General features: G+C 40.9%; 25 protein-coding genes, 1 tRNA gene, 1 pseudogene and 1 riboswitch. Of the genes and pseudogenes, 3 read left to right on the plus strand and 24 right to left on the minus strand.

Annotation, left to right across the window (positions count from 1 at the left end; genetic code table 11):
* Positions 1 to 20 precede the first annotated feature (20 nt).
* The 8 genes and pseudogenes from DXN33_RS05990 to DXN33_RS06025 form a co-directional block, all read right to left on the minus strand.
* Positions 21 to 530 carry a GNAT family N-acetyltransferase gene (locus tag DXN33_RS05990; RefSeq protein ID WP_115904622.1) on the minus strand — a complete coding sequence of 170 codons (510 nt, stop codon included), beginning with the start codon at positions 528 to 530 and terminating at the stop codon, positions 21 to 23.
* Positions 530 to 1,576: a phenylalanine--tRNA ligase subunit alpha gene (gene pheS, locus DXN33_RS05995; protein ID WP_115904711.1), complete on the minus strand. Its 1,047-nt coding sequence runs from the start codon at positions 1,574 to 1,576 to the stop codon at positions 530 to 532. The genes DXN33_RS05990 and pheS overlap by 1 nt, the downstream gene beginning before the upstream one ends.
* A gap of 270 nt (positions 1,577 to 1,846) precedes the next feature.
* Complete coding sequence (locus DXN33_RS06000) at positions 1,847 to 2,326, minus strand: GNAT family N-acetyltransferase (RefSeq protein ID WP_000809632.1); 480 nt, start codon at positions 2,324 to 2,326, stop codon at positions 1,847 to 1,849.
* Positions 2,301 to 2,720 carry a hypothetical protein gene (locus tag DXN33_RS06005; protein ID WP_000868606.1) on the minus strand — a complete coding sequence of 140 codons (420 nt, stop codon included), beginning with the start codon at positions 2,718 to 2,720 and terminating at the stop codon, positions 2,301 to 2,303. Before DXN33_RS06005 ends, DXN33_RS06000 begins: the two co-directional genes overlap by 26 nt.
* A gap of 27 nt (positions 2,721 to 2,747) precedes the next feature.
* The gene (locus DXN33_RS06010; RefSeq protein WP_033629025.1) at positions 2,748 to 3,398 is read right to left on the minus strand and encodes a phosphatase PAP2 family protein; all 651 of its coding nucleotides are present in this window, start codon (positions 3,396 to 3,398) and stop codon (positions 2,748 to 2,750) included.
* Positions 3,388 to 3,951, minus strand: a complete 564-nt coding sequence (locus DXN33_RS06015) for an ECF transporter S component (RefSeq protein ID WP_000185823.1) — start codon at positions 3,949 to 3,951, stop codon at positions 3,388 to 3,390. Before DXN33_RS06015 ends, DXN33_RS06010 begins: the two co-directional genes overlap by 11 nt.
* 163 nt (positions 3,952 to 4,114) lie before the next feature.
* A riboswitch (FMN riboswitch) is annotated at positions 4,115 to 4,349 on the minus strand.
* 59 nt (positions 4,350 to 4,408) lie between these two features.
* Positions 4,409 to 4,912: a tRNA (cytidine(34)-2'-O)-methyltransferase gene (locus DXN33_RS06020; protein ID WP_115904623.1), complete on the minus strand. Its 504-nt coding sequence runs from the start codon at positions 4,910 to 4,912 to the stop codon at positions 4,409 to 4,411.
* 192 nt (positions 4,913 to 5,104) lie between these two features.
* A pseudogene (locus DXN33_RS06025) lies at positions 5,105 to 5,590 on the minus strand (energy-coupling factor transporter transmembrane component T family protein); the annotation flags it as partial.
* A gap of 119 nt (positions 5,591 to 5,709) precedes the next feature.
* On the opposite strand from DXN33_RS06025, the gene trkA reads away from it, so the two are divergent.
* The gene (trkA, locus tag DXN33_RS06030; protein WP_042750050.1) at positions 5,710 to 7,059 is read left to right on the plus strand and encodes a Trk system potassium transporter TrkA; all 1,350 of its coding nucleotides are present in this window, start codon (positions 5,710 to 5,712) and stop codon (positions 7,057 to 7,059) included.
* 3 nt (positions 7,060 to 7,062) lie between these two features.
* The gene (locus DXN33_RS06035) at positions 7,063 to 8,502 is read left to right on the plus strand and encodes a TrkH family potassium uptake protein (RefSeq protein WP_070480192.1); all 1,440 of its coding nucleotides are present in this window, start codon (positions 7,063 to 7,065) and stop codon (positions 8,500 to 8,502) included.
* A gap of 44 nt (positions 8,503 to 8,546) precedes the next feature.
* On the opposite strand, the gene DXN33_RS06040 is transcribed toward DXN33_RS06035, so the two are convergent.
* The 8 genes from DXN33_RS06040 to DXN33_RS06075 all read right to left on the minus strand — a co-directional run bounded on the left by DXN33_RS06040 (position 8,547) and on the right by DXN33_RS06075 (position 18,187).
* A complete protein-coding gene (locus tag DXN33_RS06040) occupies positions 8,547 to 9,350 on the minus strand; it encodes an ABC transporter ATP-binding protein (RefSeq protein WP_000157670.1) in 804 nt (267 codons plus the stop codon).
* A gap of 12 nt (positions 9,351 to 9,362) precedes the next feature.
* On the minus strand, positions 9,363 to 10,256 hold the full coding sequence (locus DXN33_RS06045; RefSeq protein WP_115904624.1) for an ABC transporter permease: 894 nt from the start codon (positions 10,254 to 10,256) through the stop codon (positions 9,363 to 9,365).
* 11 nt (positions 10,257 to 10,267) lie between these two features.
* Positions 10,268 to 11,245 (minus strand): ABC transporter substrate-binding protein, encoded by a 978-nt coding sequence (locus tag DXN33_RS06050; protein ID WP_115904625.1) that lies wholly within the window; start codon positions 11,243 to 11,245, stop codon positions 10,268 to 10,270.
* Between the two features lie 451 nt (positions 11,246 to 11,696).
* Entirely contained in the window at positions 11,697 to 12,623 is a 927-nt protein-coding gene (locus DXN33_RS06055; protein ID WP_033684751.1) for an ATP-binding cassette domain-containing protein, read from the minus strand.
* A 10-nt stretch (positions 12,624 to 12,633) separates the two neighbouring features.
* A complete protein-coding gene (locus DXN33_RS06060) occupies positions 12,634 to 13,701 on the minus strand; it encodes an ABC transporter ATP-binding protein (protein WP_115904626.1) in 1,068 nt (355 codons plus the stop codon).
* Between the two features lie 8 nt (positions 13,702 to 13,709).
* Complete coding sequence (gene oppC / locus DXN33_RS06065) at positions 13,710 to 14,636, minus strand: oligopeptide ABC transporter permease OppC (RefSeq protein ID WP_049486660.1); 927 nt, start codon at positions 14,634 to 14,636, stop codon at positions 13,710 to 13,712.
* Positions 14,636 to 16,132, minus strand: a complete 1,497-nt coding sequence (locus DXN33_RS06070; protein ID WP_049486661.1) for an ABC transporter permease — start codon at positions 16,130 to 16,132, stop codon at positions 14,636 to 14,638. The genes oppC and DXN33_RS06070 overlap by 1 nt, the downstream gene beginning before the upstream one ends.
* A gap of 66 nt (positions 16,133 to 16,198) precedes the next feature.
* On the minus strand, positions 16,199 to 18,187 hold the full coding sequence (locus DXN33_RS06075) for a peptide ABC transporter substrate-binding protein (RefSeq protein ID WP_049486662.1): 1,989 nt from the start codon (positions 18,185 to 18,187) through the stop codon (positions 16,199 to 16,201).
* A gap of 161 nt (positions 18,188 to 18,348) precedes the next feature.
* Here DXN33_RS06075 and DXN33_RS06080 point away from each other — a divergent pair.
* Positions 18,349 to 18,419, plus strand: a tRNA-Cys gene (locus DXN33_RS06080).
* Positions 18,420 to 18,615: 196 nt separating this feature from the next.
* Here the strand turns inward: DXN33_RS06080 and DXN33_RS06090 are convergent.
* The 8 genes from DXN33_RS06090 to rsmD form a co-directional block, all read right to left on the minus strand.
* On the minus strand, positions 18,616 to 19,947 hold the full coding sequence (locus DXN33_RS06090; RefSeq protein ID WP_115904627.1) for a hemolysin family protein: 1,332 nt from the start codon (positions 19,945 to 19,947) through the stop codon (positions 18,616 to 18,618).
* 266 nt (positions 19,948 to 20,213) lie between these two features.
* The gene (gene endA, locus DXN33_RS06100; RefSeq protein ID WP_049486664.1) at positions 20,214 to 21,038 is read right to left on the minus strand and encodes a DNA-entry nuclease EndA; all 825 of its coding nucleotides are present in this window, start codon (positions 21,036 to 21,038) and stop codon (positions 20,214 to 20,216) included.
* 38 nt (positions 21,039 to 21,076) lie between these two features.
* Entirely contained in the window at positions 21,077 to 21,265 is a 189-nt protein-coding gene (locus DXN33_RS06105) for a DNA-directed RNA polymerase subunit beta (RefSeq protein WP_004241151.1), read from the minus strand.
* Positions 21,258 to 22,541 (minus strand): UDP-N-acetylglucosamine 1-carboxyvinyltransferase, encoded by a 1,284-nt coding sequence (gene murA / locus DXN33_RS06110; protein WP_115904628.1) that lies wholly within the window; start codon positions 22,539 to 22,541, stop codon positions 21,258 to 21,260. The genes DXN33_RS06105 and murA overlap by 8 nt, the downstream gene beginning before the upstream one ends.
* A gap of 23 nt (positions 22,542 to 22,564) precedes the next feature.
* Positions 22,565 to 22,795: a DUF1146 family protein gene (locus DXN33_RS06115; RefSeq protein WP_079015435.1), complete on the minus strand. Its 231-nt coding sequence runs from the start codon at positions 22,793 to 22,795 to the stop codon at positions 22,565 to 22,567.
* Between the two features lie 57 nt (positions 22,796 to 22,852).
* Positions 22,853 to 23,890 carry a SepM family pheromone-processing serine protease gene (locus DXN33_RS06120; RefSeq protein ID WP_049551835.1) on the minus strand — a complete coding sequence of 346 codons (1,038 nt, stop codon included), beginning with the start codon at positions 23,888 to 23,890 and terminating at the stop codon, positions 22,853 to 22,855.
* A complete protein-coding gene (gene coaD, locus DXN33_RS06125; RefSeq protein ID WP_115904629.1) occupies positions 23,874 to 24,362 on the minus strand; it encodes a pantetheine-phosphate adenylyltransferase in 489 nt (162 codons plus the stop codon). The genes DXN33_RS06120 and coaD overlap by 17 nt, the downstream gene beginning before the upstream one ends.
* Positions 24,352 to 24,891, minus strand: coding sequence for a 16S rRNA (guanine(966)-N(2))-methyltransferase RsmD (gene rsmD / locus DXN33_RS06130; protein ID WP_004255854.1), 540 nt, complete (start codon positions 24,889 to 24,891; stop codon positions 24,352 to 24,354). The genes coaD and rsmD overlap by 11 nt, the downstream gene beginning before the upstream one ends.
* Between the last annotated feature and the right edge of the window lie 3 nt (positions 24,892 to 24,894).

Here is a 24,894-nt window from a genome sequence, read left to right on the forward strand (position 1 = left end):
TCAATAGAAGAATCATCTTCTTACCTTAATTTCTTTCTCAGTAACCAATCCGTATCTACTTTTCGACCAACCATAAAATGATGTTGGCTAAATTTTTCAAAACCATATCGATTATAAAACGCTTGAGCTTTTGTATTATGCTCCCAAACACCTAGCCAAGCCCAGAAAAAACTATTTTTTTCAGCAAGTTCAAGAGCGAATTCAAACAGTTGCTTACCTAGTCCAAATCCTTGAAATTTTTGTAGCACATAGAGGCGTTGAATTTCAAAAGCATCCTCTAATTCTCTCTCAGTCTGAGCACTTCCCCAGTTGACTTTGAGAAAACCAGCTATCTCCTCTTCATGCATAATGAAATAGGTTTCGGAGTCAGGATTTTCCAACTCAGTTGACAAAGTTTTCAGACTATAAGCCTCTTCAAAGTATTCCTGTAACTGCTCTTCCGTATTATCATGAGCAAATGTTTCACGAAAGGTTTGTTTGGCTATTTTAGCCAACACCTCAACATCTGCCATTTCTACTTTTCTAATCATTATTTAAACTGTTCTGAGAAGCGGACATCCCCTTGGTAGAATCCACGGATATCGTTGATTCCGTAACGGAGCATAGCTACACGCTCTTGTCCAAGACCAAAGGCAAATCCAGAGTAAACAGTCGCATCGATACCACTCATTTCAAGGACACGTGGGTGAACCATACCGGCACCCATAATTTCGATCCAACCTGTTTTCTTACATACGTTACAGCCTTCTCCACCACACTTGAAGCAAGAAACATCCACCTCAACAGATGGCTCTGTGAATGGGAAGTAAGATGGGCGCAGACGGATCTGACGCTCTTCACCGAACATTTTTTGCACAATCAACTGAAGGGTTCCTTGAAGGTCAGCCATAGAGATATTTTTCCCAACAACCAAGCCTTCGATTTGGTGGAACTGGTGACTGTGGGTTGCATCGTCCGTATCACGACGGAACACACGCCCTGGTGAGATCATTTTCAAAGGACCTTTAGAGAAATCATGGGCATCCATGGCACGCGCCTGCACAGGAGATGTATGAGTACGGAGCAAGATCTCTTCTGTGATATAGAATGTATCCTGCATATCACGAGCTGGGTGGTCTTTTGGAAGGTTCATACGTTCAAAGTTATAGTAGTCTTGCTCCACTTCAAAACCATCCACGACTTGGTAACCCATCCCAGTGAAGATATCTTCGATTTCTTCACTGGTTTGTGTCAAAACGTGACGGTGACCAGTCGCAACTGGACGACCTGGAAGTGTCACATCGATACTCTCGCTAGCTAGTTGAGCTGCGACTTTCTTTTCTTCCAAGAGTTTAGCTGTTTCTTCAAAGGCTGCTGTCAAGACATCACGAGCTTCATTGACGTGTTTCCCGATAATTGGACGCATCTCAGCAGAGACATCTTTCATCCCTTTGAGGATTTCAGTAAGAGAACCCTTTTTCCCAAGGACTGAGACACGCAAATCTTGCATCTCTTTTTCATTTTCAGCAGTAATCTGCTTCAAGCTAGCCAGCGTTTCTTCGCGAAGCGCTTTTAATTGTTCTTTAATAGTTGACATAATTCCTCCATCAGTCGCTCGTAGATAAAAAGAAAACCACATGCCAAAAACTCCACTCGGAGCGTTGACACGCGGTACCATCCGTTTTCATCTGACAAGTCAGACCTTCATTTCTAAATCCATGCGCAAGTGAATTCACCCAGCTTTCATATAGAGAGCTTGCAGTCACGGCTCTCCTCCCTGATATACTTCCCTTGAGTTACTAGTCTTGCAGATTTCTATTCAATTACTACATAGTTTATCAGATTTTTAGTTAAAAAACAAGTTAGATTAGACTAATTTCAGTATAAAACTCGTTCCTTTTTCTGTTGCTCCATTTTCCACAAATCCAAGCGACTTGAAACACCTCCTAGAAGCATGATTGTAGGTGTAGATTTCCTTGACTCTCAATTCTCTCCATCCTTTTACTCGAGCCAATTCAATCAAAGCACTTAGAATCTTTTTTCCAAGTCCTCGATGTTGGTAAGCGGGATTCCCAATCACAATGGGGAAATTATCCTGAGATAGTGTAACATCCCCAATTGGAAACCATTCTCCCTTCTCCTTGACTTCAATCCAAAAAAGTTCACCATGCTGATCCAAATAGGAATACATGGCTTCCAAAGTTTCTTGACTATAAGGAAGCTTCACCCCATCTACGAGGTAAACCAAGTCCACATTCTGATACCAAGCAAAAGCTTCCTCACAATGATTGACCTTACAATAAGGAACGAGACGTAGTGAATTATCTATTTGTAAAATCTGTTTCATCTGCTTTCCTTTTCAATAAGAGAGTTGCTGCTTGATTAAAACCCTCACACCAGTTATACCATTTTGCTTCATACTCATCTTGAGGTAAGATATGATTTTTTAAATCCAGAACAGAATAAATCTTTCTTTCCTCACAAGCTTGCGCATAGAGATGATATAGTTCATCACCGCCGTCTCTATCAAACTCAGCAGAAATTGTATCCCGACCTGCCAATAAAGCCTGATAAGCCCTGTGATGCCCATCTGTAATCAACAAGCAATTTCCAAAGGCAAGAATACTAATTGGATCAACATTGTTTAGTTCTACAGACTGATAAAGCATCTGAATATATTGCAACTTCTTTTCTGATAAATATAGTTGAGTCGGATGAAGATCTGCTATACTGACTTTCATTTCTTTCTCCTCAAGAGAATTTGATATTCACTTCTGCTTACCTTTAAATCGCCATTGGAAGCGGAGCTTGTCATAGAAGGGAAACTCTATAAACAGGACTCCCAAACCCACACAGAGACTGGCAAAGACGTCTGATGGATAGTGAACTCCCAGATAGACCCTTGATACCAACACACTGACTAAGTAAAGGCCAAGGACGATTTGTACGATTTTTCTCCAGACTGGATTTCTCATCCGTTGACTGAGAATGACAATCAGAGAACCGACCATCAAGGTTACAGCCAGAGAATGGCCACTTGGAAAGGAAAATCCCTTCTCCTCTACCAAGTGTAAAATAGCTGGTCGTGGGCGCTGGTAGATATTTTTAAATGTCACGATTAAAAGACCTGCCAAAGCTAGATTTCCCAGCATGAAGAAACTTTCTATCTTCCACCGCTTACGATAAAAGACAAAAGCTGTAATGGCAACCCAAGTGATAATCACTGGAATATCAATCAGACGTGTAATAGCTCGGAAAAGAATAGTCAAGTAATCTGGCAAGTCTCCTCGAACGGCAGTCTGTATCGGTTGATCAAAACCGACCAGCGTTTCAGGGTAAAATTTGACCATGTAGCCAAGAATAACGAAAAGTAAAAGGGCAAAACTGCCCTTCATTAAAAATGTTTGTTTATCTCTCATAATGTTTTAAGGTTGGTTTCAAGAGAACATACAACAACCAGAATGAAACGGAAAAGATTACACCCTCAATCAAGTTAAAAGGTAATACCATGGTCATTAGGTAGTTGGAAAGTCCCAAAATTTTTCCAATATCAAAGTTAGCAAACTTAGCGTACAGAGGAACAGCGTAAACATAGTTGAGAACCAACATAGCCACGGTTAAACCAATAGTCCCAGCTAGAGAGCCTAGTAGGAAACGAAGGGTTGTCCGTTCCTTTTTCCAAATCAAAGCAAATACGATGACAAAAACTCCCAAAGCTACGATATTCATTGGCAAACCAATGTAAGTATTCACTCCCTGGCTGTTAAGAAGCAATTTCAAGAGTGAGCGAAGCAAGAGAATTCCTAGAGCAGCAGGCAAATCCATGACCACCAAGCCCACAAGGACTGGCAAGATACTAAATTCGATCTTGAGGAAGGACGCCGCTGGCAAAAGCGGAAAGTCAAAGTACATCAGCACAAATGAGATGGCTGATAAAATCGCAATGGTCGAAAGTCGACGTGTGTTTGTCATAACAGGTTCCTCCAATTTTCTATAAAATCAGAAGAAGTTAGAAAGGATTCCTCTATCTATTCTCACTTTTTATATCCCAAAAGTTCCCTCTCACTCTATTAAGGAAATTCAAGCAAGCGGTTACAGTTTAGCTATAAATCTATCAGAACAGACAAAGCTATTCTTTCGTCTTCTCCCATCCAGACTATACTGTCGGTTGTGGAATCTCACCACATCAGCTTGCGCTCGCGGACTTCTTTAAAGAGAAGGAAATAGAGATTTTTCTTTTAGACTAGGCGACAAGCTGTAGGCATAACTTCTGGTTAGGCAAAGCTTGTCAACAAAGTATAAAAGGAAAAGATCATTTCCTAGTTAAAGTCACCGCCGGTCGGGAATCACACCCTGCCCTGAAGACTCTTTTATCATAACAAAAAACGCTTGCAAGCGCAAGCATTTTGTTCATTTTCATTTTCATTTTTTATTTCAATTTATCTGCTTCATAGGTATGAACAAGCTCAAGACCTGCAAAGTTCTGCTGGCGAAGAGCCTCATAGACAATCATGCAGACGGTATTAGACACATTGAGACTGCGGACATGTTCATCATTCATAGGAATACGGAGAGCCTTTTCAGGATGTTCTCGCATAAAGTCCTCAGGCAAGCCCTTGTCTTCACGTCCAAAGAGAAAATAATGGTCTTCGTTAGTCGATAAATCCACCTCAGAATACACTTTCTCAGCGAATTTCGAAATCAGATAGAGTTTTCCCTTCATCTGAGACATGAAATCCTCCAAACTCTCGTAAAAATAAATCTCTAGCTTATCCCAATAATCCAAACCAGCTCGCTTCATCTTGCGGTCGTCAATAGGAAAGCCCATTGGCTTGATGATGTGGAGGGGAGAATTGGTCGCAGCGCAAGTACGCGCGATATTGCCTGTATTTTGTGGAATTTGTGGTTCAAATAATACAATGTGATTTGTCATGACTTGCTTCCTTTCACCATTGCAAAAAAATAGCCACACTGCCCGGAGTCAAGCTCAGCAAACAGCGTGGTTAAGGCATCGTTAACTTACCTCACAACAGGTTTGAAGTAAATCAGCGAAACTACTTTCTTAGTATAACACTTTCAGAATCATTGTCAATAGAAACGACTTGATTTTTTCAATTTTTTCAAGCTATTTCCAAGGGTTGTAAAATCGTCCATGATTCTGCAAGATAAGTAGTAAACTAGTTACTAAAAACAAGGCTGCCAAGAGCAAGGTAAGATAGTCTCCTTTTTTCAAGGCCTGATAACTATACCAAGTGCGTTTTTTCTCTTTCCCAAAGCGTCGGAGCTCCATGGCGGTCGCGATGGTATCAATGCGTTCTAGTGAGCTAAAAATCAAGGGCGTAATAATGCGCAGATTACCTTTGATTCGTTGCATGAGAGAAGCTTTCTTGGATAATTCCATCCCACGCGCTTCCTGAGACATCTTGATTGTAAAGAATTCTTCCTGCAAATCTGGAATATAGCGCAAGGTCAGGCTGACTGAATAGGCAATCTTGTAAGGCACACCAATTTGATTTAAACTAGAAGCAAACTGACTAGGATGAGTTGTCATCAAAAAGATAATAGCCAGAGGAATGGTGCAAAGGTACTTAATAACCAGATTTAACAGGTATAGGGTATAGTTTTACCTTATAACAAATTTCCTACTAAAAACTCTGCTGATTAGCTAGTAGGTGCATTTTTTCTTGAAAAAAGGTATGATAGTTACATAATGAAGAAGTAGGTTTTATTATGAAAATTATCCTTGTCGGAGGGGGAAAAGTTGGTTCTGCCCTCTGTCGCTCCTTGGTTGCAGAAAAGCATGATGTTTTGCTGATTGAGCAAGACGAAGCTGTTCTCAATCATATTGTTAATCGCTTTGATATCATGGGTATCCTTGGTAACGGGGCCGATTTTACCATCCTTGAGCAAGCCAGTGTCCAGGATTGTGATATCTTTATCGCCCTGACTGAATACGATGAAGTCAACATGATTGCAGCTGTTCTAGCCAAAAAAATGGGAGCTAAAGAGACCATCGTTCGTGTGCGGAACCCTGAATATTCTAACTCTTATTTCAAGGAAAAGAATATTCTCGGTTTTTCTCTTATCGTTAACCCTGAGCTCTTGGCTGCTCGTGCTATCGCGAATATCATTGACTTCCCCAACGCCCTCTCTGTCGAACGTTTCTTTGGTGGACGGGTCAGCTTGATGGAATTCACTGTTAAATCCTCCAGTGGTCTTTGCCAAATGCCCATTTCTGATTTTCGGAAAAAATTTGGCAATGTCATTGTCTGTGCGATAGAGAGGGATCATCAAATTATCATTCCAAGCGGTGACATGACTGTACAGGATAAAGATAGAATCTTTGTCACTGGTAACCGTGTTGACATGATGCTCTTCCATAATTATTTCAAGTCTCGTGCCGTGAAGAGTCTTCTTATTGTTGGAGCTGGTAGAATTGCCTATTATCTACTAGGTATCCTCAAAGACAGTCGTATCGATACCAAGGTTATTGAAATCAATCCTGAAATCGCTAGCTTCTTTAGCGAGAAATTCCCAAACCTCTACATCGTTCAAGGAGATGGTACCGCAAAAGATATCCTGCTGGAAGAAAGTGCTCAAAACTATGATGCCGTTGCGACTCTAACAGGGGTCGATGAGGAAAATCTGATTACCTCTATGTTCCTTGACAGGGTAGGTGTGCAGAAAAATATTACTAAGGTCAATCGTACCAGTCTCCTCGAGATCATCAATGCGCCTGATTTTTCAAGTATCATCACACCTAAAAGCATCGCTGTAGATACAATCATGCACTTTATTCGTGGTCGGGTTAATGCCCAGTATTCAGACCTTCAGGCTATGCATCATCTAGCCAATGGCCAAATTGAAACCCTGCAATTCCATATCAAAGAAGCTAATAAGATGACTGCCAAACCTCTTTCTCAACTGAAATTGAAAAAAGGGGTTCTGATTGCAGCTATCATTCGAAAGGGCAAGACTATTTTCCCAACTGGGGAGGATATGCTGGAAGTTGGAGACAAGCTCCTAGTAACAACCCTGTTGCCAAACATCACCAAGATTTATGACTTGATTGCGAGGTAAGAAATGAATAAAAGTATGATTCGTTACCTCCTTTCAAAATTACTTTTGATTGAAGCTGTTCTTCTTTTGGTTCCTGTGTCTGTCGCTCTCTATTACCGTGAATCGAGCCAAGTCTTTACGGCCCTCTTTTCAACAATAGGGATTCTCGTATTACTAGGCGGTTCAGGAATTTTACAAAAGCCAAAAAATCAACGGATTTATGCTAAGGAGGGAATCTTGATTGTGGCCCTCTGTTGGATCCTTTGGTCCTTCTTTGGCGGTCTCCCCTTTGTCTTTGCTAGACAAATTCCCAGTGTTATCGATGCCTTTTTTGAAATCAGCTCTGGCTTTACAACTACTGGAGCAACTATTCTGAACGACGTTTCGGTCCTCAGCCGTTCCCTCCTCTTCTGGCGAAGTTTTACCCACTTGATTGGAGGGATGGGAGTGCTTGTTTTTGCACTTGCTATTATGGATAATGCCAAAAATAGCCACCTAGAAGTAATGAAGGCTGAGGTTCCTGGTCCTGTTTTCGGTAAGGTTGTATCCAAACTTAAAAACACTGCCCAGATTCTCTATCTCCTTTATCTAGCTCTCTTCTCCCTCTTTGTCATCATCTATTATCTGGCTGGCATGCCCCTATTTGATAGTTTTGTCATTGCTATGGGAACAGCGGGAACTGGGGGCTTTACCGTCTATAACGATGGAATTGCCCACTATGGTAGCTCACTGATTACCTATCTGGTTAGTATCGGAGTTCTGGTTTTTGGGGTAAATTTCAACCTTTATTACTACCTCATGCTCCGTCGTGTCAAGGCCTTCTTTGGTGACGAAGAACTTCGGGCTTACTTGGTCATCGTGCTGGTTTCGACAGGCTTGATCAGCCTCAATACCCTCTATCTCTACTCAGGATTTTCCAAGAGCTTTGAAATGGCCTTCTTCCAGGTTTCCAATATCATTACAACGACTGGTTTTGGTTACGGAGACATTACCAACTGGCCCCTCTTCTCCCAGTTTATCCTCCTCTTCCTCATGGGAATCGGTGGTTCTGCTGGTTCAACCGCAGGTGGACTCAAGGTTATTCGAGGCCTCATCCTTTCAAAAATTGCTAAAAATCAGATTTTGTCAATCCTATCGCCCCACCGTGTTTTGACCCTCCATGTTAATAAAACGGTGATTGACAAAGATACCCAGCATAAGATTCTCAAGTACTTTGTCATCTATTCTATGATTTTGCTATCCCTTATCTTTATTGTCAGCCTAGATAGCAATGATTTTCTGGTTGTGACCAGCGCTGTCTTTAGCTGTTTCAATAATATTGGGCCTATCCTAGGAACCACTTCTAGTTTCTCAATCTTTAGTCCTATCTCAAAAATTCTCCTCTCCTTTGCAATGATTGCAGGGCGCTTGGAGATATACCCAATCCTACTTCTCTTCATGAAGAGGACTTGGTCTAAGAGATAAAATACAACCACACCTTGTGTCCTTACAAAGTGTGGTGTTTTTATTTATCCCAAAACTAATTCATCACTGACTAGACTCTGGCCACTATTTTTCTGGAAGAGATGCATGAGATCTTCAACCGTCAGATGCTTTTTCTCCTCTCCCTTGACATCCACCACTATCTTACCCTGATAGAGCATAATGAGACGATTGCCGTACTCAATCGCATGGTTCATATCATGGGTAATCATCAAAGTCGTCAACTGATGGTGTTCCACAATCTTTTGCGTCAAGTCCATCACCATTTGACTGGTTTTTGGATCAAGCGCCGCAGTATGTTCATCCAAAAGCAAAAGTTTGGGTTTCACCAGAGCTGCCATGACTAGGGTCAAGGCCTGTCTTTGTCCTCCTGAGAGATATTGAGTATCTACTTTTAAGCGGTTTTCAAGACCAATATTCAACTCCTTCAAGGCCTCTTGGAACTGGATTCTGTCCTTCTCCTTCACACCCCAGCCAAGCCCTCTCTTCTGCCCGCGTCTCAAGGCAATAGCCATATTCTCCTCAATCGTCAAACGAGAAGCTGTTCCCATCTTAGGATCTTGAAAAACACGGGCAATATCCTTAGCTCTTTTGCGAACGCTCAGATTTTTAATGGATTTGCCTACCAATAAAAGGTCCCCTTCGTCCACCGATAGATTGCCTGCCAAGATATTCATCAAAGTGGATTTCCCTGCTCCATTTCCACCGATTACAGAGATAAAATCTCCCTCTTCAACCTCTAAATCTAATCCTTTGAGGACATGGTTCTCATTGACCGTCCCTGCTTCAAATGTTTTGTGAATATTTTCAAGTGTTAACAAACTTGCCATAACTTTCTCCTCCTATTCATTTCTCAATTTTAGACCACGAATCTTTAATCTCTTTTGCAATTCTGGTGCAAATAAAACTATGGCTAACAAGATTGCATTAAAGAGACGAACCAGGTTTTGATCTAGATTTGGAATTTCATAGATATTTAAAATAATCAAACGGTAAACAATAGCACCGATTCCGATGGATAACAAGCGGCCTCCAATGGTCAAGTCGTGTATCAAGACTTCCGCAATAATCACTGCACTCAAACCAACAACGATGGTCCCTGTCCCAGAAGTCACATCTGAAAATCCATCATTTTGTGCAAACAAGGAACCACATAAGGCAATCAAGCCGTTTGAAATCATGTAACCAACAATCTTCATGGTGTCTACATTGACCCCGTTGGCCTCACTCATCGGAATATTGTCCCCAGTCGAACGCAAGACCAAGCCAATCTCTGTTTTCATCAAAAGAGTCAAGACCAAACAAACAAGTAAGAGACAGGCTAAACTGAATGAGAAAACAGCTTCTTCATTTGACAGCCCCAAGCTAGCCAACTGTTTAAAGACAGTCGAAGAATCTCCCAAGGAAAGATTGGGCACACTTCCCATGATTTTAATATTGATCGAATAAAGCCCTGTCAAGGTCACAATCCCTGTCAAGAGAGCTGGAATTTTCATCTTGGTGTGGAGCATTCCTGATACAAGACCTGCTACCATACCTGCCAGCAAAGCAAGTAAGGTCGCAATCCAAGGATTTGTCCCTGCCTGTATCTGAGATACGACGACAGCCGCCCCCAGTGGAAAGGCCCCCTCAGCAGTCATATCCGCAATATCCAAAATACGGAAAGTCAAGTAGACCCCAATCGCCATAATCGACCACAACAAACCTTCTGATAAACTAGATAATACAAAATTCATCTCAAACCTCCTTATTCCTTGCCTTCTAACTTACTAATATCAATTCCCAATGCATCTGCCATTTCTTGATTGGTATGCAATTCCAGTTTTTCAGGCAACTCAACTGCTATATTTTCTGGCTTCTCACCTTTTAAAATACGAATCAGCATGCGAGCTGTCTGTCTTCCCAATTCTTCATAATTGGTACCGTAGTTATACAAGCCACCAACAGCAATCATTTCTGTTGAGCCACCAAATACTGGTACCTTGTGTTTAATAGAAACCTGCTTGACTGTTTCCATGGTTGACGAAATGATATTATCCGTTGGTACAAAAACCATATCCACCTCTGCCATCAAGCTCTCTGCTGCCGCCTTGACGTTATTACTGTCCAAGATTGTTTTTTCAACAACAGTAAATCCTTTTTCTTCCAGAAGACGCTTAGCTTCATCCTTTTGGACAACTGAGTTTGGCTCGCTCTGAGTATAAAGAATTCCAATTGTTTTAGCTTTTGGCAACACTTTCTTTATCAAATTGATTTGGGTTGAAATGGCATCTGATGACTGATCACTAGTCCCAGTTACATTGCCCCCAGGATGCTCTCTTGACTCAACCAACTTGGCACCGACAGGATCTGTTACCGCTGAAAAGATAACAGGTGTCGTTTGTGTTGTATTGGCCAAGCTCTGAGCAGAAGGCGTTGCGATAGCTAGAACGACATCACTAGATTCTGCTAGTTGCTGGGAAATCGTTTTTAGATTTCGTTGTTCTCCCTGTGCATTTTGCAAATCAATCTCGATATTTTTCCCTTCAACATAGCCTTGCTTGGCCAGCTCATCCACAAAGCCTTCTCTGGTAGCGTCTAGAGACTGGTGGGTAATAAATTGTGAAATACCGATACGAAACACATCTTTTTTCTTATCTGCCTTCAACTGATGCAAACTAATCAGAGAGGTCAAGAGAAGCCCCACTACCAAGAGGGGTGCTAGTAATTTTCGAACAACTTTCATAATGAAACTCCTTCTCAGAAAAGATAAAACAAAAAACCGCCTAGATACTATCTAAACGGATGCTTGAAATAATCTAACAAGTTATAACTTTGCTAGTCCATTTAGATATTCATCTATATGGACCACAATCAAAAATCTTAGCCACATAGATACAAACAAATTGCTTGAACTGTTTGCATCCATGGTGACATGTCTACAAACACTATCTAAAGTAGCTAAAGTAAAAGTTTTGATTCATCGTTACAGCTTGTCTCTTATTCATTTCTTTTTCTGCTTTCTTTTTTGATGTTTCCCATCTTACCACCTTTTTTATCAGCTGTCAAGAATATTTCAGAATTTTTTAAAATTTTTCGAAAATTCTTTCAAGGAGCTTTCAAAGCTTTTCAAATCAGTCCAACAAAAAAAGGTTTATAATTTCCATAAAATTGACATGGAAATTATAAAACCATTATTAGTTTAGTCCTTGTTGGTAACGTGCCAATTCGGCTTGGTTAGCCCAAACATAATGACCTGGACGGATTTCTACCATAGATGGCTTATCAGTCTCATAGTCGTGTTGACTTGGATCGTAAACCTTCAAGACCTTCTTGCGTTCCAAGATTGGATCTGGAATTGGAACCGCTGAAAGCAAGGCCTGAGTATATGGGTGAATTGGATTGTTAAACAATTCTTCTGTTTCAGCAACCTCTACAATAACACCCTTGTAAATAACTGCAATACGATCTGAAATAAAACGAACGACAGACAAGTCATGGGCGATGAAGAGATAGGTCAAACCAAGTTCTTTTTGGAATTTTTTGAGCAAGTTCAAGACTTGAGCACGCACAGAAACGTCCAAGGCTGAAATGGGCTCATCCGCAATAACAAAGTCTGGTTGCATGACCAAGGCACGGGCAATACCGATACGTTGACGTTGACCACCTGAGAATTCATGAGGGTAACGAGTCAAGTGCTCAGCAAGAAGACCTACTTCACGGATAATATTTTGAACTTTCTCTTTACGTTCTTCTTCATCCTTGAACAGATGATGATTGTAAAGACCTTCAGAAATAATATAATCAACAGTGGCACGTTCATTCAAACTTGCCGCAGGGTCTTGGAAAATCATCTGGATACGACGAATCAATTCCGCAGCTTGTTCACGCGATTTCTTACCATTAATCTTTTGACCATCAAAAATGATATCCCCATTACTTGTATCATTAAGACCGATGATGGCACGACCAATAGTTGTTTTCCCACTTCCTGACTCACCTACAAGCGAAAAAGTTTCTCCCTTGTTGATAAAGAAGTTAGCATTTTTAACCGCGACAAACTTCTTACTTCCTTCACCGAAGGAAATTTCTAAATCTTTGATTTCTACTAATTTTTCAGACATTTCCTTCCTCCTAGTCAGCCAGATGGGCAAATCCCATTTTTTCACGGATTTTATCGTGGAGATTTGCAATCACAGCTGGTTTTTCTACTTTTGGAGCATCCTCATGAAGAAGCCAAGTTTTAGCCCAATGCGTCTCTGATACTGAGAATTGAGGAGCTTTTTGTTCGAAGTCAATCTGCATTGCATAGTCAGAACGCAAGGCAAAGGCATCCCCTTTCAGGTCAGTATAAAGTGACGGAGGTGTTCCTGGGATTGAGTAAAGTTCCCCTTTATCATCAGCAAGCTGAGGCAAGCTAGACAAGAGACTCCATGTATATGGATGGCGAGGGTCATAGAAGACTTCCTCAACAGTTCCATACTCAACGATTTCTCCCGCATACATAACTGCTACCTTATCCGCAATACTTGCTACCACACCAAGGTCATGGGTGATAAAGATTGTTGTGAAATGGTACTCGTTTTGTAAAGATTTTAGCAAATCAATAATCTGTGCTTGGATGGTTACATCCAAGGCAGTTGTTGGCTCATCACAGATCAAGACATCAGGTCGGCAGGCAAGGGCAATAGCAATAACGATACGTTGACGCATCCCTCCAGAATATTGGAATGGGTATTCATCAAAACGTCTATCTGCATCTGGAATCCCAACCTTATTCATGTAGTCAATCGCCAATTCTTTCGCTTCTTTAGCTGTTTTGCCTTGGTGTTTTACAATAACTTCTGTAATCTGACTACCAATTGTTTTAATTGGGTCCAAACTAGTCATTGGATCTTGGAAGATAGTCGCAATCTTAGCACCACGAATTTGTTCCCAATCCTTGTGAGAAGACAAGGCTGTCAAGTCCTGACCACGGTAGTCAATACTTCCTTGGGCAATGCGACCATTTTCTTCAAGCATACCTGTGAAAGTCTTTGTCAAAACAGATTTCCCTGATCCTGACTCACCTACCAAGGCTAATACTTCTCCTTCAACTAGTTCAAGGGAAACGCCGCGAATGGCTGTCAATACTTTGTCACGAACGTCAAATTCCACGACAATATCGCGAGCAGTCAAAATTACATTTTTTTCTTTTGTCATTTCTACTCCTATCTATGTGTACGTGGATCACTAGCATCCGCTAGGTTTTGACCAACTACGAAAAGTGACAAGGATACCAAGACCAAAGTTGTCAATGGAATCCAGAAGAGGTATGCATTTGTTGTTACGTTCTGTGAATAATCTGAAATCAATCGACCTAAACTTGGTACTGTAATAGGCAATCCAAGTCCAAAGAATGACAGAAAGGCTTCATAGGAGATAAATGCTGGAAGCATTTGTGATGTAGTCGTAACAATAACAGATACCAATTGTGGCATGATATTTTTAATGACAATTTTGTATGTTGGAGTTCCGAGTGTGCGTGAAGCAAGGTTGTACTCTAAGTCACGGTAACGCATGATTTGGATACGAATTGAGTAGGCAATCCCAATCCATGTTGTTACACTCATTGCAAAAATCAGATTCCAGAATCCAGCTCCGATTGAGTAAGTCAAGACAATGACAATCAAAAGAGATGGGATGTTTGAGATGACGTTATAAACTTCCATCATCACACGGTCTACTGATTTCGAAATTCCCCAAATACCACCGACAAAGACACCGATAACCAAGTTAATCACTGTCGCAATCACAGAAATGAGGATAGAGTTACGAGCTCCGAACCAAACACCGTCAAAGAGCGATTTACCGTTACTGTCAGTACCGAACCAATGCTCAGCATTTGGCTTAATATAACGAGCACTAAAATCGTTCACTTTGCTGACATCATTGAAATCAAACTTAGAAAACATTGGGTAGATGAAACTCATCAAAATGATAGCTACCAAGATTCCCAACATGACTACAGTTGATTTCTTCTTCATAAATTGTCTAAACACTGAACCCCAGTATGAATAAGCTGGCGCATCAATGGCTTCAGAGGCAAAATCGTCACGTTTTACAAACTGAAATTTTTCTTTATCGATTGTAGACATTATTTGCCTCCTTTCTCAGTCAATTTAATACGTGGGTCAATAATAGTCATCCAAATATCTCCCAAAAGAAGTGAGAAGATAGAAATACATGTAAAGATGAAGACAAGACCTACGACCATAGAGTTATTAGATGCTTTTACAGAGTCAATCAACATTTTACCCATACCTGGGAAGGCGAAGACTGTTTCAGTAAGGGTTGCACCACCGATAACCCCGATAACAGCACCAGGAATCCCTGAAACCAGCGGAACCATGGCATTTTTAAAGATGTGTTTGTTTGAAATTTCTTTTTCAGACAAACCTTTTGCACGAGCAAAACGAACAAAATCCTGTGATTGCAAGTCAATCATGTAACGACGAATCCAAATAGCGGTACCAGGAGCACCCAATAAACCAAGGATAACTGCTGGTAAAACATACGAACGCCAATCTCCAGCACCCAAGATAGGGAATGAATCTGGAAGACCAATTGATGATCCAATCAAACGAACAATGTAAACCAAAGCAATGGTTGGAAGAGCCATCAAGAAGGTCAAAGCCCCTGTTGAGAAGCTATCAATCCAAGTGTTCTTGAAGCGAGCCATAGCTGAACCAAGTGGCACGGCAATCGCATAAGAAATCACCAAACCGATCAATCCAACGATTGCAGAGCTAGCAATCATAGAAGGATATTGGTAGTTGCTTTCAGTAGCAGTATATGGGTCATCTTTCCCATAGTTAGCTACTTCACGTGAATCAGCCTGACTAGGAGACTTGTAGGTTCTTGAGTAAATATTTACAGAAGAAGTTTTCTTACCTGTTGGGAACTGAACTTGAGATGTTTTTGTTTGCCCTTGACCCTGAGTAATAACCTGTAAAACAGGGCTATTAGCATAGGTTGGATAAGAGTCACCTAAATTAATGTTCACAAAGTTTTGATGCACAAATGGGAACTGACTGTTGAAGTACAAGAGATATTTGTGTTTAGTTCCTGAACCAACCAAGGACCATCCGATAGCTGGATCATTTTCAAAACGAAGGTAACGTTTCAAGTCTGGATTTTCAGGGTCTTGAATTTTATTAGTATGATCAATGTCAATCAAGTTAGCATAGAATTTGAAAACACGTTCAAAAATCGGGATTTCACGAGTAGCGTAGAATTGGCCACTTTCAGTAAATTCTCCCAGGGTCCAACCATGACCGATTTGTTTGATGTATTTTTCATAGATAGCCTTGTTGGTGTCATTGGCTTCAACTGTTACAGAAGCATCCATCTGGCTAGCTTTTTCTTGCAACTCTTTGGTATCGTAGTACTCGATATAGCCCATACGCTCATAAACGGTATTCTCATAGTTATCACGTTTATCAGCAGTTGTAGCAATCTTGTTATAGTTGGTATCCTGTTTGAAAATCAATTTTCGAGGAACCATTGTATAGATAATCGTGTAAGTCAAGGTTGTTACTAAGAAGATAGAAACCAATGACCGCAAAACACGCATAAAAATATATTTTTTCATATCATTTCCTTTAAAAATCCCAAAAGAACCTTCTCCTCATGGAGAGAAAGTTCTATTGAAAATTATTTACTTCACATGACTTGCCAATTCTTTTTGAGCTTTCTCGTTTGACTCAGTCTTTTCTTTCAACCATTTTTCACGAGCTTTTTCATACTCTTCTTTGGTGATTGCTTTTTCACCAACTTCAGTGTACTTCAAGTATCCTGAATTTTCACCTTTAAGGCCGGCTACTGAATATGAAGAGCTAAATGGTAGAACTTTTGAAACATATGAAACGGCTGTTTCTTTAGGAGAAGCCATTACTGGAATTGTCAAAGCATTATCAGTCAACCAAGCTTGTGCCACCGCGTATTTTTCATAACGTTTTTGAACATCTTGGTTTTCGCTGTTTGCGTCATCAAGTAATTTTCCATAGTCAGCTAAACCAAGTTTGCTTACTACTGATGCATCTGTGTTTTGGTCAATACCAAGGTAAAGACGAGTGCTTCCTCCCTTAAGGACGAATTGATCCAAGAAAGTAGAAGGATCTTGATAGTCAGGGTTCCATCCTAGCAAGGTATGGATATCCCAGTCTTGCTCTTTAGCTGTTGGAGCGCTAAATGAAATTGGTAAAGCTTCTGCTTGAGTCATTTGTTGTAAGTCTACAACAACATTATCTGAACCCAATACTTTTTCAATTGATTGTTTCAATGATTGAACACGGTTTACAACCGCTGTTGATTCTTGGATAACCAAGGCATCCAAGTGGATTGGGAATTCAACACCTTCAGCTTGTAGGCTTGATTTTGCTTTAGCAAAGATTTCTTTAGCTTTTTCTTCATTGTAAAGGCCATTTTGAGAATCTGCTAGAGACACGTTTGACCAAGTAGAAGAATTTGTCTTAGCCAAGCTATCTTGTACCAATTCACCAAATGTTTTCTTACCAACTTGAAGATTATAAGGTGCAAATGTATTACGGATGGCTACTGCAGCTCCATCAGTACCATTTGTTTGAGCTGAATAAGAATTGCGATCGACAGCAAAGTTCAAGGCTTGACGGAATTCCTTGTTTAGCAATGCTTTCTGAGTAGATGTCTTTTGGGCATCACTTGTTTTGGCAGTGTGGTTATAGGTTGTACGGCCATAGTTCAAGCTGACAGTTGCAACACCCGCTCCTGGTTCATTAAAGTAAATGTTATCTTTAAAGTCAGCTGCATATTTTTCATATGTAGAACTTGTAGGGAAGATACGAGCCTTGCTATATTGACCATCAGCAAAACCTTTGGCAATGACATCTTGGTCCTTACCATCCCAGAAAGTGAACTTAACGTTCTCAATTTTTACATTTTCTTTGTCCCAGTAAGCATCATTTTTAGCCATCTCGATAGATGATTTTGGAGTTACAGATTTTAAGACAAATGGACCGTTATAAAGAATAGAGTTAGCATCGGTTGGGGCACCAAAACCTTCCCCTTTTGAAGTTAAGAATTCTTCATTAACCGGCATCAAAACACCACTAGTGGTCTTGTCATTCCAGAAAGTTTCTGGCTGGTTCAAGGTATATTCTAGTGTTTGATCATCAAGCGCTTTTACTCCAACGGTTGAAAAATCGCTTGTTTCACCCTTGATATAGGGTTCTAATCCCTTAATAGAAGAGCTAACGATTGAAAGTCCTTTTGATTTTCCATCTACGGCATGTTTCAAACCAGTAACGAAGTCTTTAGCAGTTACAGGAGCGTATTCTTCTCCCTCTGCTGTAACCCATTTAGCATCCTTACGGATTTTATAGGTATAAGTCAAACCATCTTTTGAAACTGTCCATGATTCAGCAATAGAAGGAACCAAGTTACCATATTTATCATTAGCCAACAAACCATCTACAGCATTTGTTGTGACGAATGATGTTGAATCGATATTGCTGACGATATAATCCAAGGTTTCTGGATCTGTTTGATAAACATATTGGTAATCTTTTGCTAGTTTAGCATTATTCGAACTAGTGTTTGAACACGCAGCTAGAACTCCTGACGCTAATAAGGTAGCTCCCGCTACAGCAAGCACTTGACTTTTTTTCATTTATTTACTCCTCTTATAAATAAAGTATAGGTTATCATCAATTATATCATAGATTTCAAGAAAAGTAAACGAATTTTCAGAATATTTAGGCTTATTGATACAAAAAATCTGAAAAAGCTATTGACTGAAAATCATTTTCAAGGTATAATAATAAACGTTAAGGCGGTATAGCCAAGTGGTAAGGCACGGCTCTGCAAAAGCTTGATCGTCGGTTCAAATCCGTCTACCGCCTTCTTTAACTTGATTTATCAGGTTTCATTTAAACAGAAAGCCCAATTTAAAGGGCTTTTTTCTTTTTCCTTGAATAAATACGTATAACTTTAAAAAACTTTTGAGGCAAGTTTGGGGCTGAGTTTTTCGAGGACACAATTTCCTTTTGAAATCAACTGAAAAAAGCTTTGTCACGCCTGGTGACAAAAGCCTCTAGTTTACTCTGTTTCTTCTTCTATTTCAACTTCGGTAATTTGGACTTTTACCTTGGTAACACGTCCATTTTTCACCTTATCATTGGTTAGGATAAGTTGTTTGTTTTGGCTGACTAATTCATAACTGAGTCTCTCAGTCGTTGGAATGGTCCCAACTCCTGTCAAATAATAACCAGCGATGGTATCAACGTCATCACTTTCCAGTTCAACATCAAAGTAGTCATTAAAATCATTGAGATTCATGGTACCTTGAACAATATAAGTATCTTCTCCAATTTTATGAACTTCGATTTCAGCCTTATCTGTTTCGTCATCGATTTCCCCAACGATTTCCTCTAAGAGGTCTTCCAGGGTCACCAAACCAGCCATCCCACCGTATTCATCTAGCAAGATTGCCATTTGTCTTTGAGTATTGCGCAGTTCTTTTAATAAGTCATCCACAAAAATAGTTTCAGGAACAAAAAGTGGATCTTGTAAGATTCTCTTCCAAACAATATTGTCAAAACCGTCCACAAAGCCCGCATTAAGGAGACTCTTGGTGTGAATAATCCCAATCACGTTATCCTTGTCTCCATCATAGACAGGGATACGAGAATAATTTTGTTTTAAAATACTTTGGATGATGGTTTGACTATCATCCTGAATATCGACCATAAAGGCATCCGTTCGAGGAACCATGACTTCTCTGGCCATTAATTCGTCCAGTGAGAAAATCCCTTGTAACATCTCAATTTCGTCAGCATCTAGTGTTTCTTCACTATTTGTCAACATGTACTCAATTTCATCACGGGTCATTTTTTCGTCAGCATCGTCAAAGGTCATCGGAGTCAAGCGACTCAAGAGATTGGTAGATGCAGATAAGAGCCAAACAAAGGGACTAACTAGTTTCCCCAGCCCAATGATAACTGGCGCTGTACGAATCGCCAAGGCATCCTTTAGATTAAGAGCGATTCTCTTAGGGTATAATTCCCCAAAAACGATGGAAATATAAGTCAAAAATGCTAAAGATAGAAAACTTGCAACGGCATAAGCTGTTTCGCCATTTCCAAGCCAAGATGCAATTTCTCGTCCCAGAGTTTCTGCCAAACTCGCCCCTGATAAGATTGTAATCAGGGTAATCCCTACTTGAATGGTTGATAAAAAGTGGTTAGGATTTTCTAGTACCTTCAGCAGACGGATATAGCGTCTATCTCCTTCTTCTGCCTTTTGTTCAACCCGCGCACGATTTAGTGACACCATGGCCATTTCTGTGGCTGAGAAAAAGGCATTTAACACCGTCAAGATAAACAATAAAACAAATTGTAGCAACAAATTCTGACTACTTGGGTCTTCCATAGTTCTTCTCCTAAAATAGTATCTTATCCTTTATTATATCACAAAATATAGTCCAGTACATATTATTTTTCCCATACTCTTCGAAAATCTCTTCAAACCACGTCAGCTTTATCTGCAACCTCAAAACTGTGCTTTGAGCAACCTGCGGCTAGCTTCCTAGTTTGCACTTTGATTTTCATTGAGTATCAGTGTCTATTGTAGCCCTGCTTAAACTAGTAAGAAAGAACTCCTATATCCACAAGTGACATAGGAGTTTATGTTATATTTTACTGAGTAACAGTCACTTCTCCAGTTCGGTAATCCAATTGAAGTCCCTTTTGAACATTGGGAACTAGGACATTAAATTCCAATTCTCCGTCTGAAGACTTGGCTTCAATCTGTGAAGCCGAAGGAACTAAATCCTCGTTTGAAGCATAATAAAGGGTTACACGGTAACGGACACGCTTGTTTTTATCCAAGGCCTTGCGTACCATGCTTTCATAGTAGTTTTGCCCGGTCGAATCCTCGGCCTGCGCCTGGTTTGCCCATGCCGTCTGAACAGCAATGTTTTTAGGATTGCTTGTTGAGGCGTCAAAACCATCCAAACCGCCGATTAAGGCATAGCCTAACAAGTGACCTCTATCGACCGCATGGGTATAAGATCCCTTTAGATTCTTAACCTGATGCCAGCCTGGAGGAGTCCATGAAGTCGAACCATTCCCAGTTTCTTCACGATTTTTATACTGGCGAGTAGCCTTAGACAAGAGGGCATTTGCTACAGTTGGCACGGTTTCCTTGCCCACTGCCTTTGTTTTATTATCAGCGTAGGGTTTACTTGAAACCTTGGCATCTAGGTTTGTTTGATTACCATTGACAATAAAAGCACCTGAGCCATTCCACTCAAGACTCCCTTTTATTTGACTCTTGACTGCATCTGTTAAGACACTTTCTGCCAATTCTTGACTAGGAGCTTCAGACGCTTGTTTTTTCTGACTCACCTTAGTTTTAGGACTATTAGCTGTCGACTGCATCTGCTTGATATAATAGCTACCGGCAGATAAAAGCAATAACACTAGCAGTCCGATTAGTGTCTGTCTTGTTTTTTTGTTCATATTTCTCCTTATCTCTAGAAAAAGGCTGGTCTACCAGCCTAATTTCCTGTAAATTTATGAATCAATTCCTGCCATTTTGCTGGAGACAGGATAGCCCATGGATCTTGACCCTTGCCCAAGATTCCATAACCTACCATTAAGCCAATTCCTAGGGCTAGAGCACCTAAAAACAGTACCAAAATGACTAGAAGTAAACGCTTGATTACGTAGCTTGATTTCTTATTCATCTTCATCACTTGCCTCAATCCGCTGAATCTTAGCACCTAGCTGCGCCAACTTCTCATGGAAACGGTAGTAACCTCTATCCAAGTGAACCAATTTACCAACTACAGTTTCTCCTTGTGCTACCAAACCTGTCAAAATCAAGGCTGCACTGGCACGAAGGTCAGTTGAAAGAACTTCTGCCCCCTGCAAAGGTTGACCACCAACAATACGAGCTGTATCACGGATAATCTCAGAGTGCAAGCCCATGCGACGCATTTCTTCTAGATGTTGGAAACGATTTTCGAAAACTGTCTCCACCATAGTTGATTCCCCTTTTGCGACGGTCATCAAGGCTGTAAATTGAGCCTGCATATCTGTTGGAAATCCTGGGTGGGGCAAGGTTTTCACATGAACAGCTTTTAGATTTTCTAGTTGAGAGCGAACTCGAATTCCTTCAGTTTCCTCTGTCACTTCCACTCCCATTTCAAGCAACTTGGCAATCAAGGGACGGTTATGCTCCCAGACAGCGTCTCGAATCAAGACATCACCACCAGTCATGGCAGCAGCTACCATAAAGGTTCCTGCTTCGATACGGTCTTGGACTACATTGTGAGTCGTACCATGAAGTTTCTCAACACCGGTAATGGTAATGGTCTCTGTACCAGCACCCTTAACCTTAGCTCCCATTTCATTGAGGAGAATGGCTAGATCCACAATCTCAGGCTCACGCGCAGCATTTTCAATCACTGTCACCCCATCAGCCAGAGTCGCTGCCATCATCAAGTTCTGCGTAGCACCAACACTTGGGAAGTCCATGTAGATATGAGCTCCATGTAAGCGATCAGCCTTGGCTTCGATATAACCAGCTGTCTGACTAATCTTAGCCCCCATAGCTTCCAGACCTTTCAAATGAAGATCAATAGGACGGATACCAATCGTACAACCACCTGGCATGGATACCTTGGCATGACCTACACGGGAAAGAATTGGTCCCAAGACAACGATAGATGCACGCATCTTGCTGACATACTTGTAAGGAGCTTCCTCAGTGATATCGCCAGTCGCGTCCACCTCGACAAGATGAGCCTCCTCATCAAAATCCACCTTGGCATTTAAACCACGAACCACCTGATTCATAGTGAAAACATCTGACAAGATAGGAACGTTCTGCAAGACGGTCTTTCCTTCACTTGCTAGAATAGTCGCTGCTAACAAGGGCAAGACTGCATTCTTTGCTCCTTCGATCGTAACACTTCCTACCAGACGATTATCGCCACCTTGAACCACAATTTTTTCCATACTTATTTCCTTTGCATTTGATTTTATAATAATCCTCTAAGCGCTTCTTGCCACAACTGATACAGGCTGATAAAGAAAGAACTCAAGATATAGCCCATGACAATGCTGAAAAAGGCTACTAGTAAACGAACTTTGCCTGTATTCTCAGCTGTCACTTTTAAAACCTTTTCCCATCTAACAAGATCCTTTAAAAGGTAAAAACTCACATAAATAAAGAGCATGTGACTACTTAGAGTGAATAATAATTGAACCATTTGACTATTATACCATCTTCTCTGTTTGTGCGCTAGTTTGGAAACTTCACTCCAAAACTAGGGATTGTTTTTCAAGTAATCAATTGCATCTTGTAGAGTTTTAACTGGCACGATTTTCATATCAGTCTTGATTGTTTTGGCTGCTTCTAGGGCTGTTTGGTAGTTGTTTTTAGCATCAGGATGCGCTTTTTGTTCTTCTTCGCTAACAGGGTTATCAGGGGCAAAGAAAATCGCGGCACCTTCTCTAGCCGAAGCTACAACTTTTTTATCAATACCTCCAATATCCCCCACATTCCCATCGCGGTCAATGGTTCCTGTACCGGCAACGATACGACCATTACGAAGACCAGGGTCAGCTATTTGGGTATAGATGGCCAGACTAAACATGAGACCTGCACTTGGACCGCCGATACCGGCTGTTGAAAAGCGAATTGGGACATCACTGGTCACTTCTGTACGGTCAATCAAGCCGATTCCAATCCCATTTTTGCCATTTTCCAAGGTGATAATCTTACCTTCTGCAGACTTGGTTTGCCCATCCTCTTCATAGGTGACCTTGACGGAGTCCCCTAGTTTTTGAGAATTGACGTAATCAATCAAGTCTTTGGAACTGTCAAAGGTTTGATCATTGACTGCTGTGACCGTATCAGAGATGTTGAGAATCCCTTTAAAGGTCGAATTATCCGTCACAGTCAAAACATAAACCCCAAGATATTTAAGTTCAATATCTTTACCAGCTGTTTTTAGCCCTTGATACTTGGCCATATTTTGCGATGTTTGCATGTAGAATTGATTAATCCGCATAAATTCAACATCAGAAGAGCCACCTGTAGTCTCTTGGGCACTACGAATATCTGTAAAAGGCGTCAACCACGCATAAATCATATGGGATAAAGTAGCGTGCTGAACACCAACCGTAACGAATTGATAGGCACCAGCTTCCTTATCTTCTGTGTCATTGACTTTAAGGACTTGGCGAATATCTTCCGAACCACCTGGAACCTCTATATAGTAGGGCAAGGGCACTACAAATGCCAAGAAAGTCACAATCAAGGCCGCAATGACATATAAGGGCCATCTAATCTTTTTTTTCATTTCTTATTTCCTCCAAAATACTCTCGGGAACATAGCAGGCAATGTCCTGACTAAATTTCAAAAGCTCTCTAACACCGGATGAACTGAGATAGAGATGTTCAGGTCGACTATGTAAATAAATGGTCTCTATATTAGGAGACAGCTGATGGTTGTAGTAATCAAAACTGGCTTCATATTGCAAATCCGACGCATTTCTCAAGCCTCGCACTAGGAAAGTAGCCCCCAGTCTTTTTGCAACATCAACCACCAATTCATCATGAGAAAACACGACTTCAACATTCCCCAAATGTTCCAAAGCCTTTTCTAGTCCCCGTTTACGATTTTCAAGAGGGAGAAATCCTTGTTTATGGGGATTGAAAAAAATACCGACATAGAGCTTATCAAAGAGTCTGCTCGCCCGTTCAATCATATCCAGATGCCCATTTGTCATCGGATCAAATGAGCCTGTGAATAAGCCAATCTTATCTGACATAAACTGTCACCTTACTAATTCCATAAATTTTTTCCTTCCAGATACCCAGGCAGGCAATTTCTTCTGGAAGTTCGACGGCCTTATCCGTCTCACACACGACCATGACATCTTCAGAAAAAAGCTCTTTCTCATCCATTTTTTCAATATCTGCTACGATTTGTTCCTTGGCATAAGGAGGGTCTAAGAAAATGAGGTCAAATTCCCCAGATACCTGTTCCAATGCCCTTTCTGCTTCCATCTTGAGAAGTTGAAATTTCTCAACTTCCTTGGTCATCTGGATATTTTCAGCCACAATAGCCTGAGCCTTACGGTCTCGTTCCACCAAAACAGCGCTGAACATGCCACGCGATACTGCCTCGATAGATAAACCACCACTACCTGCATAAAGGTCCAAGACTCGTCCCCCTTCAAAGTAGGGACCAATCATGTTAAAAATGGCTCCCCTAACCTTATCCGAAGTAGGTCTTGTCGTCTTGCCTTCTAGTGTCTTGAGGGGACGTCCCCCATAGATTCCTGATACGATTTTCATACC

Origin of the sequence: Streptococcus sp. NM, assembly GCF_003390135.1 — a bacterium.
Classification (GTDB): Bacteria; Bacillota; Bacilli; order Lactobacillales; family Streptococcaceae; genus Streptococcus.